Source organism: Pseudomonas sp. P39-UII1 (assembly GCF_039672635.1).
Classification (GTDB): Bacteria; Pseudomonadota; Gammaproteobacteria; order Pseudomonadales; family Pseudomonadaceae; genus Aquipseudomonas.
Genome location: NZ_JBDFPP010000029.1, coordinates 26,535 through 38,399, shown reverse-complemented (window position 1 = coordinate 38,399; position 11,865 = coordinate 26,535). Strand labels below are relative to the sequence as shown.

9 protein-coding genes are annotated in these 11,865 nt (G+C 64.5%); 3 read left to right on the top strand and 6 right to left on the bottom strand.

From position 1 onward, the window contains the following. The gene (gene mnxG, locus ABEH27_RS23455; protein WP_346615855.1) at positions 1 to 5,856 is read right to left on the bottom strand and encodes a manganese-oxidizing multicopper oxidase MnxG; all 5,856 of its coding nucleotides are present in this window, start codon (positions 5,854 to 5,856) and stop codon (positions 1 to 3) included. Between the two features lie 256 nt (positions 5,857 to 6,112). Here mnxG and ABEH27_RS23450 point away from each other — a divergent pair, with 256 nt between their 5' ends. Next, on the top strand, positions 6,113 to 6,400 hold the full coding sequence (locus tag ABEH27_RS23450) for a hypothetical protein (protein ID WP_346615854.1): 288 nt from the start codon (positions 6,113 to 6,115) through the stop codon (positions 6,398 to 6,400). A gap of 85 nt (positions 6,401 to 6,485) precedes the next feature. Then, entirely contained in the window at positions 6,486 to 7,100 is a 615-nt protein-coding gene (locus ABEH27_RS23445) for a Yip1 family protein (RefSeq protein WP_346615853.1), read from the top strand. 18 nt (positions 7,101 to 7,118) lie between these two features. On the opposite strand, the gene ABEH27_RS23440 is transcribed toward ABEH27_RS23445, so the two are convergent. From ABEH27_RS23440 to ABEH27_RS23425, 4 genes are all read right to left on the bottom strand, one after another. Further along, on the bottom strand, positions 7,119 to 7,379 hold the full coding sequence (locus ABEH27_RS23440; protein ID WP_346615852.1) for a DUF1652 domain-containing protein: 261 nt from the start codon (positions 7,377 to 7,379) through the stop codon (positions 7,119 to 7,121). Between the two features lie 231 nt (positions 7,380 to 7,610). Continuing rightward, positions 7,611 to 8,486 carry a pirin family protein gene (locus ABEH27_RS23435; protein WP_346615851.1) on the bottom strand — a complete coding sequence of 292 codons (876 nt, stop codon included), beginning with the start codon at positions 8,484 to 8,486 and terminating at the stop codon, positions 7,611 to 7,613. 101 nt (positions 8,487 to 8,587) lie between these two features. Then, on the bottom strand, positions 8,588 to 9,460 hold the full coding sequence (locus ABEH27_RS23430) for an alpha/beta hydrolase (RefSeq protein ID WP_346615850.1): 873 nt from the start codon (positions 9,458 to 9,460) through the stop codon (positions 8,588 to 8,590). A 21-nt stretch (positions 9,461 to 9,481) separates the two neighbouring features. After that, on the bottom strand, positions 9,482 to 10,102 hold the full coding sequence (locus ABEH27_RS23425) for a LysE family translocator (RefSeq protein WP_346615849.1): 621 nt from the start codon (positions 10,100 to 10,102) through the stop codon (positions 9,482 to 9,484). Positions 10,103 to 10,237: 135 nt separating this feature from the next. On the opposite strand from ABEH27_RS23425, the gene ABEH27_RS23420 reads away from it, so the two are divergent. After that, positions 10,238 to 10,717, top strand: coding sequence for a GNAT family N-acetyltransferase (locus ABEH27_RS23420; RefSeq protein WP_346615848.1), 480 nt, complete (start codon positions 10,238 to 10,240; stop codon positions 10,715 to 10,717). A 217-nt stretch (positions 10,718 to 10,934) separates the two neighbouring features. Here ABEH27_RS23420 and ABEH27_RS23415 read toward each other — a convergent pair whose 3' ends face one another. Next, positions 10,935 to 11,864 carry an aliphatic sulfonate ABC transporter substrate-binding protein gene (locus ABEH27_RS23415; protein ID WP_346615847.1) on the bottom strand — a complete coding sequence of 310 codons (930 nt, stop codon included), beginning with the start codon at positions 11,862 to 11,864 and terminating at the stop codon, positions 10,935 to 10,937. Between the last annotated feature and the right edge of the window lies 1 nt (position 11,865).

Here is an 11,865-nt window from a genome sequence, read left to right as displayed (position 1 = left end):
TTATTGTGCCGGTGCCGTTGCTGGCGGTGCATCGTTGGTAACCCGCAGAATCCCCCACAACCCCGAGAGGTTGCCGTAGGCGGCATAGTCGCGGAACAGGTAGTCCCCCGGCACCGCGTTGGCCCCCCCGGCGCTCGGCAGCATGAAGCTGAAGTGCGCTGCGGGCAGCACGCTCTCCTGGGCGCCGATGTACATGGCCATCGGGTTGTAGCCGAAGCGCACCGAGCCGATACCAGGCAGGTTCATCGGGTAGCCGTCGAGGTCGTTCTTCTCGGCCTGGTAGTTGTGCAGCGGCCACAGGTGGCCATCGAGCTGGTAGGTCATGCCACGGCTGCCACCGCTGGGCATGACGATGTGGTTGCGCACCGGCTGGCCTGGCTTGGCGTACAGCACCGGGGTTTGCGGGTCGCCACCGATCAGGGCGTTGGCATAGGCCATGTGGGCATTGGGGACATCACCGAAGCCCAGGCCATCGGCGCGGCCGAACGGCGAGTCGGGCGCCATGGCGAAGCGCAGCCACAGCGGTTCGGTCTTGTAGTTGACCGCCATGTTGCCGTTGTCCTGCGGGTCGCCCGCAGCGCCGTTGCCTTCGGTGTTGATGCCTTCCACCGGGCGGCCATCGGCCCAGCGCATGTTCAGCGCGCGCTGCCAGACGGTGACGAAGTCGCGGTAGTCTGGCTGGCCGGTGACCTTCACGGTGGCCTGGGCACGACTGGCGGTGTCCTCGGTCCAGGTGGCGGTCTGCGGCAGGACGCTCATGGCGCCGACCAGGCCTTTCTGCGGCTGTTTGATGAAGTCCGACGGGGTCAGGTTGAAGCCGCCGAATTCGATCGCCGTGGTGTTGATGTTGTCTACCGTGCGGCCCAGTTGCAGCACGGGTTTGCCTTCACGTTCCAGGTGCCCCGCGTAGTACTGGTACACCTTGCTGGGGTAGGCGCCGCTGGTGCCGGCGCGGGGTGGCACGGTCTGCACCGGGTTGAGGCCGATGTTGGCACCGTCGGACTTGGTGATGTCGTAGGCCAGCAGTTGCGCGTGCAGGCCCACGTGGCTGGACGGGCGCATCAGGTTGTTGGCAAACGCCGTGGCCCCTTCGCTGTCGAACCGGTCGCGCTTGACCACGTTGTGCATCACCGCGGTGGTCGGCAGGTCTGGCATCACCAGCGGCAGGCGGTTCTCCAGGGTGATGCTGATGCAGTCACCGGCGTTGGCACGCAGGATCAGCGGCTCCACGGGCACGCCCGGTTTGAGCTTGCCGGTGCTGGCGTCGAGGTCGGCCTTGCGTACGTACAGCACCGCGGTCGGGTCGTGCAACGGGGCGCTGTGGCCACCAATGGTGAACGGCTCACCATCCTCGGGGTCAACGCCGCTGACCTGCGCGATGCTGGTCTTGCGGCTGTTGAACACCAGCGTGCCGCCATTGGCCTTGAGCGGGCCGCCGACATGCTGGCCGAGCCCGGCCGGGTCGTTGATGCTGACCCCGTTGCGGTTCTCGAGGATGTCGTTAGCCAGCGCAGCGACGATCTCGTAGCTGCGCTTGACCGTGGTGCGGGTACCGATGCCGTTGGGGTTGGCCGTGGTTTTCGGGCAGATACCGTCGAAGTTCACGGTGTTGCGCATGGCCACCGGCTGCGGGTTGTTGGGCAGCGGGAACAGGTCGGCACGTTGCGCGGTGTAGTTGCGCATGACGCCCCAGATCCCGTTCCAGTAGCCTTCCAGGGCCGCGTCCAGCGAGTACAGGTAGTCACCGTTGGTGGCGGCGGAGCTGGAGATCATCGACACCGGCGCCATGAAGCCCAGCTGCTCGGAGATGCCGATCATCTGCGATGACTTCCAGCCCGAGTTGGAGCTGTTGCCAAAGCCCGTGCCGTTCTGCAACCACTTCACGCCGTGCAATGTGATGTTGTGCTCCTCTTCATGGCCACCGGCGTGCATGCGCAGGCGCACGTTGTCACCGGAGTAGGTGCGCAGCATCGGCGTGAACGGGTCGCCCGGTTCGCTGCCGGCCTTGTTGATGTGGGGAGGGAACAGCGTGGTGCCGCCGGTGGGGCCGACTGCCGAGGTGATCGCCGAAGGCGCCAGGTTCATGGCCGGGATCGCACGGTCGGTGCGGGTCTGCAGGGCATAGCTCAAGTCACCGCCCAGGCCGTCGGCCTGCATGCCGCGCTTGCCATCCGGGCCGACCTTGTTCGGGTCGAATACGCGCAGCGCCAGCGGCTCGTTGCGGTAGTTGACGACGAACATGCCCGGGTCATCCACCGAAATCGCCTGCGGGCACGGCCGGCTCGGGCAGCCGGGGTTGATGCCGCCGCGCTCCTCGACGATGGCCTCCAGCAGGTTGGACGCCTTGCCGCGCACGGGTGGGTTGATGGCGTAGCGGAAGCTGTCGGCGGTTGCAGGGTAGGCCTGGCCGTCAGGCACACCGTTCGGGCCTGCGCCCACATACACGCCGGCTTCATAGGCGTGCTGGAAGTCGCTGTATTCGAGGAAGAACTCACGGTAGCTGTCGTTCTTGCCATCGCCATCGTGGTCGCCGGTCTGGATCACCGCCTGCCACGACGTTGGGCCACCGTCCTGGCGAGTGGCCGGGTTGTACAGTTGCTCGCCGGTTTCGGCGTGGTACCAGGTGGAACCGGCAGGTTCGGCCAGCACGGTGGCGTACAGGCCCAATTGCTGGTGGGTCGATGGGCCAAGGTGGTCATGGGTGAAGATGGTGCCCAGGCCCCGGTCGACGTTATGCACGTTGACCAACGGGTCGGCGAACCAGCGCTGCATGGCGGTGCGTGCACCCAGCCAGTCGGCGCGGCCGAAGCGGCCAAAGTACGGGTGCTGTTTGGCTTTCGGGCAAGCGGCGGTACCGTCACGGCTGTCGCCTTCGCTGCAGTTGTTGAATGCGCGGATGGCATGCACGCGCTCGACCACACTGCCGGGCGAGAGAATGCCGTCCTCGTAGTTCCAGCCGTTGGCCGAGCCGTCGGCGGCGGTCAGGTCCCACTTGGGCAGGTGGATATGCTGGCCGATCACGTCGGTCGGGGTGCGCACCTGGTAGTCGTCCATCTCGTAGAACGACGGGATCAGGTTGGTGTGCTGGTACATGGTGCAGTCGAAGGTGTTCATGCGCATCACCAGCGGCTCTGGTGGCCGCTGCTTGGTGATCACCGGCCAGGCGTCTTCCCACAGCGCGATGATGCGTGCCTGCGGGAAGTGGTAGCCGACCTTGTTGTACACCGCGTCGAACTGAATGTTGGCACCCTTGTAAATGCGCGGGCGGTCGGCGGTGAAGGTGGACGCGCCACGGAAGTTCAGGCCCGTGGGGCTCTCGCCGCTGAAGAACTCGCCCACCCCCGAAGACTGCGTGAGGCGCTTGCCGCGGTCATCCATGCATGGTTCGTAGAACGGGGCGCCTGCTGCGGGCAGCGCGCCGTTGGTGCGAAACGCCTTGGCCACCGGCTGGCTGCCGGGGATCAACGCATAGCTGGCGTGCTCGGCCTGGGCATGGAACTGCATGGCGGCCTGCTCGACATCGGTGCCTTCTTCGGGCATGTAGATCGGCTTGGCCTTGTGCACCACCTTGGAGAAGTCCAGCTTGGTGGTGGTGGTCACGGCTTCGCCGCCTGCAGACACGCCGTCCAAGGCATGGCGGCCGAGGCCACCGTCCCAGCCATCGACCTGGTTGGGGTCAAGGTTGGCCCACAGGGCCTTGCCGCTGTCTTTCAGTTGCCGGGCCAGGGCCGGGTCGAGCATGTCCAGTGGCGGGGTTGGCGGGCGGTTGCCGACGCTGCTTTCCATGCCGCCGATCCAGAACGGGTAGCCTGGGTTTTTCAGGGTGCCGTCCGCATTGCGGTTGCTCTCGCTGCGGTCGACCAGCGCCAGTGAGCCGATGGCCTTGGGTGCTGCAGGCTCATGGCCGTGGTCATCGTCACCCTCCTCTTCGTCGTCATCGTCCTGGGCAGCGACCAGGGTTTCGGACAGTTTGGGCACCACCACCACTTTGCCTGGCATCGGTGCCATGGCTTTGCCGGGTAGCGGCACGATGGCCGGGATCGGCGTGCCGGCAACGATCTCGCCGTCTGGCAAGGCCCGCGCGCCCGCTGCCGGTTTGCCGCTGCGCAGGGCAAACGGGGTGGTGTGGAAGCCGTTGGCGCCCTGCCCGCTGACCTCCAGGCGGGTGCCCTCTTCAAACACGTCGTGCACCCGCCACATGGCCCACATGCCCTGGGCGAAGTGCGGGTAGAAGTGGCAGTGGTAGATGGCATCGCCAGCTACCCGGTTGCGGTTGCCGGAGCCGCCGTTGGCGATTTCGTAGGTGTAGCCGACACCCGCACCGATGCCTTGGGCGTCGATGTAGTCGGAATTGTCGTCATTGGGGTTGAACAGCCACTGGTGCCCGTGCAAGTGGAAGATGTGTTGCTCGTGGCCGTTGTGGGTGTTGCGGAACTTGGTGAAGTCACCGATGTAGCTGTGGTGCACGTTGGCAGGCTCGGCCGGGTACAGCGCCATGCTGGCCTTGACCCCGGTGGCACTGGCCGGTGGTACTTCGCCAGGGCGAATATGCTCCAGGCCGACGTTGGCCGGCACATCCACCAGGGTGCCGATATCACCCACGGTATGGGCACTGAGGAAAAACTCTTCATAGGCGCACGACAGGCAGTCATGCATAGGGCCGACGCCAAGCCGGTTGGCCACCACTTCGGCGCCCATGCCACCCGAGGCGTAGTTGATCATGAACGAGTCACGCGCCGGTTCCAGCACATGACCCATCACCGGGTCAGCCCAGTACCCAGGGAAGGCCTGGGTGCCGGCAACCTCGTCGGCGAACTGCGCGGCGAAGTCGCGGAACGCATCCAGGCGGTTGGGCAGCGCCGGGTTGCGTTTGCCGATGCTTTCCAGCGGGTAGGTGGCCTTGGGGAAGCTGCCATCGGGGTTGGGGCCCATGACGATGGCATCGGTTTCGCTGTTGAGGATCTGGTTGCCGTCGACCATGGCGATGATCGGCTTGCCCGCCTTGCCTTCAGTGATCCAGGGCTCCTGCTGTGGGTAGCGGGCTTCGTAGTTGACCACCGGCTGCCCGGTCGGCGTGCGCCCGGTGGTGGCCAGGCGCATTTCTTCTTCGGTCAACGTGTTGCGGTAGGCACGCCCACCTTTGGGCACTACCACCACCTGGCCAAACAGGCCATTGGAGACGTTGCCCGCCGTGCCTTCGCCGCCGAAGGTGGCCGCCTTGCTGGTGGCAGCGAAGGCCCCTTCGCGTTCGGCGTAGAGGGTATAGCTGCGGGTGCTGCCCGGGCTTACCAGGAAATTGCCATTGCGGCCGGTGTTGGCGGAAATGTCGGCAATGCTGTTGACCGCCTGCATGCCGTTGACCTGGAACCCGACCAGGCGTTCGGCAACCTGCTCGTCTGCCACCAGGCCTTCGCCGCTTTCGTTCTCGACTTCGGTTTCCGGCCCTTCTTCGCCTTCCTCACCCTCGGGTTCCTCGGCTTCGATGCCATGCTTGTTGGGGTTGGCGCGGTAGTCGAGCAGGTTGGTGAGGTTGACCGTCAGGCATTCGCCAGCCGCTACGCGCAGCACGATGGGGCGCGGGCGCTTGTCCGGGCGCAGGGTCACCTTGCCCGGCACCGCAGCCCCGCCCTTGCTCAGCGGCACCTGCTTGTCGTCCACCACGTCCTCACGCAGGGCGAACATCATGCCATTGGCGTTCTGCGCGCCCAGGCGGTTGAACATCAGTGGCTGGTCCAGGGCTACTACGTTGGCCACCAAGGTACGCTGGCATTGCACCGCCGCTTCGCTGGTCGCTGCCCAGCCCATCAGGGCCAGGACGAGTGATGTCAGGACGGGGCCTTTGTTCGGGATGGACATGCTGCACCTCCGGGACACAGAAACTCTGCGAGAGGTTCAGCAAGGTGTATGCCAGAACAAAATACCGTATTGAATCAATACGTTATGTTAGCAATCGAACCAGTTTGGGGAGGATCCCCCGCCAGAATTCCCCACATCGGGGGACGATATGCATTGTCATTTGCAGGCGATTGGCCTCCTGCAAAAAAGTTGAACGTCTGCGTATGGGTGCTTTCAAAAAAACGGATATAGGTCCTTTTGCAGGAGCCCAGCAGCAATGAAGATGCCCGGCCGTTCGCCCAATGCCAACCTGCAGCTCGACTACGTGCGGGATACGCTGTTCGGCCCGATAGCCCAAAGCGTTGAATGCCAGTGCCAGCTCGCCGCCCTCAACCTGCAGGGCCGCCCTGCCCTGCGGCTGCACATTTGCCCTCCGCTGCCCGATAAAGTCGAACGCGCCCACAGCGTGGCGTTCGTATGGGACGGGCGTAGTTACCATGGCGTAGTCCGCGATCAGGGCAAATGTGGTGATGGCGGCTTGAATCTACTGGTCGAGCTGCAATAAGCCGATCAACGGCGGCGAACCTGGCTGAACCTGCCGCAAACAGCGCGTCTCCATAATTAAAGGCCCGCGCCTTGAGGAGAACGCCATGAACAGTCCGTTGCTCAAGCTCTTCACTCACCCTTCCGACGCCTGGATGGACATCCGCCGCGCCGAAGAAGACCACCCCCAGCAATACCTTCCGCGCCTGCTGGTATTGGCACTCATCCCCGCACTGTGCCTGTTCGTTGGCACCACCACCTTCGGCTGGAGCCTGGCCGCCGAGGAGCGGGTGCGCCTGAGTATGGGCAGCGCGGCGCAGCTGGCCGGGTTGCTGTATGCCACCACGGTGGTCGGGGTCATGCTGATGGGCGTGATGATCCGCTGGATGTCACGCGGCTTCGACGTGCAACCCACACTGGGCCAGTGCATTGGCTTTGCCGGCTACTGTGCGTCGCCGTGGTTCTTTGCCGGGGTAATTGGCCTGGTGCCGATCCGCTGGCTGGCGCTTATCGTGCTGGTAGCGGCTTCCGCGTACGCCACGGTGCTGTTGTATGGCGGGCTGCAGACCTTCCTGCGCTTGCGCAAGGAACAGGCGATGCTGTTCGCGACCTGTGTCTGGGGCGTGGGGTTATTGCTGTTGGTGACCATCCTGGTGTCGATGATCCTGTTCTGGACCAACGGCTTGATGCCGGAGTACGTGCGGCCGGCCAGCCTGGGCTGACCGGCACGCGAGGGGCGGTCAGGCGATCGCCCGCATCGGCGCTGGGTGGCTGGCACGCAGCGCATGCAACTGGCCGACCAGGTTCACCACGTCGCGGCAGCTGTTCAGCTGCTGCAATGGCACCCCGGTGAGGGTAACGCCCTCCTCCAGGCTTTGCCCTTGGCCCAGCCGGATGGTCAGGCTGGTACCGTCGGTGCAACTGACTTCGCAGCGGTCAGGCAGGCAGGCCTGTTCGATCATTTGGCGCATTTCAAGCATCGAAACTCCAATCAACGACATGTCACGACCCTCTCTTCTTATGGATGGCCTGAAGCTATGTGAGTACGCCTTTGGCAGGCAGGGTGCCAATTGATAATGCGCATGCCCAAGCGGCCGTCCATGCGCCAAGGCAATGATAATGCGGGAGATCATCTAGCACCTTAGTGGAAGAACGGCGAAGGGCCATGACCGTTCGATCCAATGATGGCACCTGGCGACAGGCGGTCAGCTTGCCGCCAGAGGGCCTGCACGTCAGTGCGCTTGACCCTCCATCTGGCCAAACCGCCCGGCATGGAAATCGTCGAACGACTCGGCGATTTCCGCCTGGCTGTTCATCACGAACGGACCATAGCCGACGATGGGCTCGTCGATTGGCTCACCGCTGAGCAACAGTACGCTGGCGCCTTCGCGCGCCTCGATCAACACGTCTTCGCCAGTACGCTCCAGCAGTACCAGGCTGGCCGGGCCGGCGTCACGCTCACCGTTGACCCGCAGCGTGCCACGCAGCACGACCAGCGCCGCATTGCGGCCAGCGGCGACGGGCAGTTGCACGTGCGAACCCGCCTGCAGGCGCATGTCCCAGACGTCCATCGGGGTGAAGGTCCGCGCCGGCCCCTGATGGCCTTGGTAGCTACCTGCAATGACCCGAAGGCTGCCCGCGTCACCGTCCAGCGCCACCTCAGGGATGTCCGTTGCCAGCAATGTCTGGTAGCCAGCCGCCGCGCGTTTATCCCGCGCTGGCAGGTTGACCCACAGCTGCACCATCTCGAGCATGCCGCCACTGCGGGCGAACGCCGGGGAATGGAACTCTTCATGGATGATGCCGTTGGCGGCAGTCATCCACTGCACATCCCCCGGGCCGATGAAGCCACCGGCGCCGGTGGAGTCACGGTGCTCCAGCTCGCCCTGGTAAACGATGGTCACTGTCTCGAAACCACGGTGAGGGTGCTGGCCAACGCCGCGGCGGTCGGTAGTTGGGGTAAAGGCGTGCGGCCCGGCGTAATCGAGCAGCAGGAACGGGCTGATCTGGCTGGCCAGGTTGTCGTAGGTGAACAAGCTGCGCACCGGGAAGCCATCGCCTACCCAGTGGGCGTGCGGGCTGCGGTGGATACCCAGGATCTTTTTCATGAGAAGTCTCCTCTTTAAGGCTGGGTTAACCTTATCAATGAGACCAATCGACCGGTAGCCAGCGAAAATGGCTTTGAGCGTCCCATTAATGGAACAGTTGCTCAGCCCTGCAGGAAATCCACCACCTGTTGCGCAGCCGTGGCCGGTTCCTCCTGCATGAAACAATGCCCACCGGCGACCTGGCGAGCCTCTACCTGGGCGTTGAGGGTGGCCAAGCGCTGGGCCGAGTGCGGCACAAAGGGATAGGTGTGCTCGCCATGAAGCACCAGGGTCGGCGCCTGGATGGCCGCGAGGTGCGCCCACATGCGCGTGGGGAACGAACTGAAGATCTCCACTTCGCGGCTGGGCCGGCATTTGAGCACCACACCTTCACCGCAATCGCCGATGGCGTGTTCAATATAGGCGTGCAGCGCGGCGTCCTTCCAGCCTTTGAAAATCCCCCGCCCCTGCAGCGAGGCCAGTGCTGCCTCGCGGTCCGGCCAGTGGCTGCGGCGGCTGGCAGCCTTGCGCGCCAGGGTATGCCGGCGGTGCAGGCCGACCAGCGCCGCGGCCCCCATCATGCCGATCATGCGCCGGCTGAACAGCACCGGGTCGAGCAGCACTGCACGTTCGAACAGGCGTGGCGCGCTGGCCAGGATCAAGCCCGTCAGCACGCCACCGAAACTGTGCCCCACCGCGTAGCGCCGCACCTCGCCATACTCGCCACGCCCCGCCTCGAAAGCTTCCACCGCCAGGGCGGCGGTGCGGTTCCAGCCGCGGAATGCGCCACCGTGGTCACTGTCGCCATGCCCCTGGACATCGCACAGCCACAGGTCGAAATGCTCGCCCAGGCGCATCAGCATCGGCTCGTAGGCCAGGCAGCAGAAGCCGTTGCCGTGCAGAAAATGCAGCAGCGGCTTGCCGCTTGCCGGCGAGCGCCAGCCGCGCAAGGTGAAGCCTTCGGAGCATAGGTGGGACCAGGGGATCAACTGCATGGGCTTGCGGTACTCGACGCGTTACGAAAACGACGATTCTACAAACAGCAGCGGGTACAAGGAAATCACCAGCAGCAAGGCCATCAGGACATTGAACAGCATCAGCCAACGGGGGTTCTGCAGCAGGTTGCGCAGCGCGCTGCCGCACATCACCCACACACCGACGCTGGGCAGGTTGACCAGGGCGAACACCGCGGCGACCACGATCACGTTCATCACATAGCCCTGGGCCGGCGTGTACGTGGTGATCGCCCCTACCGCCATCACCCAGGCCTTGGGGTTGACCCACTGAAACGCCGCCGCGCCCCAGAAGCCCATCGGCTTGCGGGCATCGGGCGAATCGGCGCCGATTGGCCCGGAGGTGGCGATCTTCCAAGCGAGGTACAGCAAATAGGCAGCGCCCACATAGCGCAGCACGGTGTACAGCGCAGGCCACGCCTTGAACACCTCGCCCAGGCCCAGGCCGACGGCAAGCACCATGACCATGAAGCCGATGCTGATACCCAACGCATGGGGGATCGAGCGGCGCACGCCAAAGTTCACGCCCGAGGCCAGCAACATGGTGTTGTTAGGCCCTGGGGTGATCGAGGAAACAAAGGCAAACAGCACGAAGGCGGTAAGCAGGTCGGCAGAGGCAAGCATGGTGCGGATTCCAGAAGCGTTATAGGTGCTGTCACACTACTGGAGTCGCACGGCATTGCGACCGGTACAGTTACACTAAATTAAGCAGATACACATGACTGTATCGTCCACGACGCCCGAAGAAAGGAAGCCCAGATGAGTTTGACCATTCGCCCTGCCGTTCGCACCGACGCCACGCAGATTCTCGCCTTCATCACCGAGCTGGCCGAATACGAGCGGGCGCGGCATGAAGTGATCGCCAGCGTTGTCGATATCGAACAGAGCCTGTTCGATGAGGGCAGCACGGTGCACAGCCTGATCTGCGAGCGCGATGGGCGGGCCATCGGCTTTGCCGTGTATTTCTACAGTTATTCGACCTGGCTGGGGCGTAACGGGATTTACCTGGAGGACCTCTACATCACTCCGGAACAACGCGGCGGTGGCGCTGGCCGGGATTTGCTGCGGCACATTGCCCGTGAGGCGGTGGAGCACCGCTGTGGGCGGTTGGAGTGGAGTGTGCTGGACTGGAACGCGCCGGCGATCGGGTTCTATGAATCGCTGGGGGCCCAAGCGCAGGATGAGTGGGTGCGGTACCGGCTGGATGGCGACAAGCTGCTGCGGTTTGCCCGGGGTTGATTGCCGGCCTGCCCCGGCCCTATCGCGGGCAAGCCCGCTCCAAAGGCCGGTAGCGCTGCTGAACCTGTGGGAGCGGCTTCGCCGCGAAGCAGGCGCCGCGGTGAATGGCACCGGCTTCGCCGGTGTTCGCGGCTGAAGCCGCTCCTACACGATCCCCGGCAAATCAGTAAGTTCTGTGGGAGCCGGCTTGCCGGCGATAGGGCCGGTATTGGCTACCTCAATTCCCCTGCCAGACCGCACCTGCGATATCCACCCGTTTGGGCAACAACCGGTTCTCGAAAAACAACGCGGCGGTACGCTGCTGCGCCGCCACGATCTCGTCGCTCACCGCAATCACCGGCGATGCGGGCCGATGGCTGAAGCTGCGCCGCACCACCGCTTCCGGCAGGCCCATGAACTGCGCCAACAGCTGAATGCTGCCGGCTTCATCGCTGCGCGTCAGCGCTTCGGCACGGGTGATCTCGTCGAGCACCTGCTTGACGAACTCACCGTGGGCCTCGACATACCCGCGCGCCCCCAGCATGAACGGCCCGATCAAGCCCAGCCCTTCGCCATCAGCCAGCAAGCGAGCCTTGCCTTCCAGGTCGATGGCCGAATAGAACGGGTCCCAGATCGCCCAGGCGTCCACGCTGCCACGCTCGAACGCAGCACGCGCATCCGCTGGCGCCAGGTACACCGGTTGCACGTCACGGATGCTCAGGCCGGCCTTGGCCAGGCTGCGCAACAGCAGGTTGTGCGCGCTGGAGCCCTTCTGCAGGGCTATGCGCTTGCCCTTGAGTTCGGCAACGGAGTTGACCGGGCTGCCCTTGGGCACGAGGATCACCTCGGCTTTCGGTTTCGGTGGTTCGGCGCCGATGTACAACAGGTCGGCGCCGGCGGCCTGGGCAAAAATCGGCGGGATGTCGCCGGTGGAGCCTATGTCCAGGCTGCCAATGTTCAAGGCTTCGAGCATCTGCGGCCCGGCCGGAAACTCGATCCACTCGACCTGCGTGTTGGCAAAGCGCTGCTCCAGCAGGCGGTGCTGCTTGGCCAGCACCAGGCTGATGGAGCCCTTCTGGTAGCCGATGCGCAAGGTGGCAGGGTCGGCCGCGTGCGCCGCGCCGGCCAGGGCCAGCAGTGCAACCAGGGCAAAACGTACAAGGCGCATC

Coding starts and splice junctions, on each gene's coding strand:
- ABEH27_RS23435 (WP_346615851.1), bottom strand. CDS start 8,486: ATGAAAAAGATCCTGGGTATCCACCGCAGCCCGCACGCCCACTGGGTA.
- ABEH27_RS23430 (WP_346615850.1), bottom strand. CDS start 9,460: ATGCAGTTGATCCCCTGGTCCCACCTATGCTCCGAAGGCTTCACCTTG.
- ABEH27_RS23415 (WP_346615847.1), bottom strand. CDS start 11,864: ATGCGCCTTGTACGTTTTGCCCTGGTTGCACTGCTGGCCCTGGCCGGC.
- ABEH27_RS23425 (WP_346615849.1), bottom strand. CDS start 10,102: ATGCTTGCCTCTGCCGACCTGCTTACCGCCTTCGTGCTGTTTGCCTTT.
- ABEH27_RS23445 (WP_346615853.1), top strand. CDS start 6,486: ATGAACAGTCCGTTGCTCAAGCTCTTCACTCACCCTTCCGACGCCTGG.
- ABEH27_RS23450 (WP_346615854.1), top strand. CDS start 6,113: ATGAAGATGCCCGGCCGTTCGCCCAATGCCAACCTGCAGCTCGACTAC.
- ABEH27_RS23440 (WP_346615852.1), bottom strand. CDS start 7,379: ATGTCGTTGATTGGAGTTTCGATGCTTGAAATGCGCCAAATGATCGAA.
- mnxG (WP_346615855.1), bottom strand. CDS start 5,856: ATGTCCATCCCGAACAAAGGCCCCGTCCTGACATCACTCGTCCTGGCC.
- ABEH27_RS23420 (WP_346615848.1), top strand. CDS start 10,238: ATGAGTTTGACCATTCGCCCTGCCGTTCGCACCGACGCCACGCAGATT.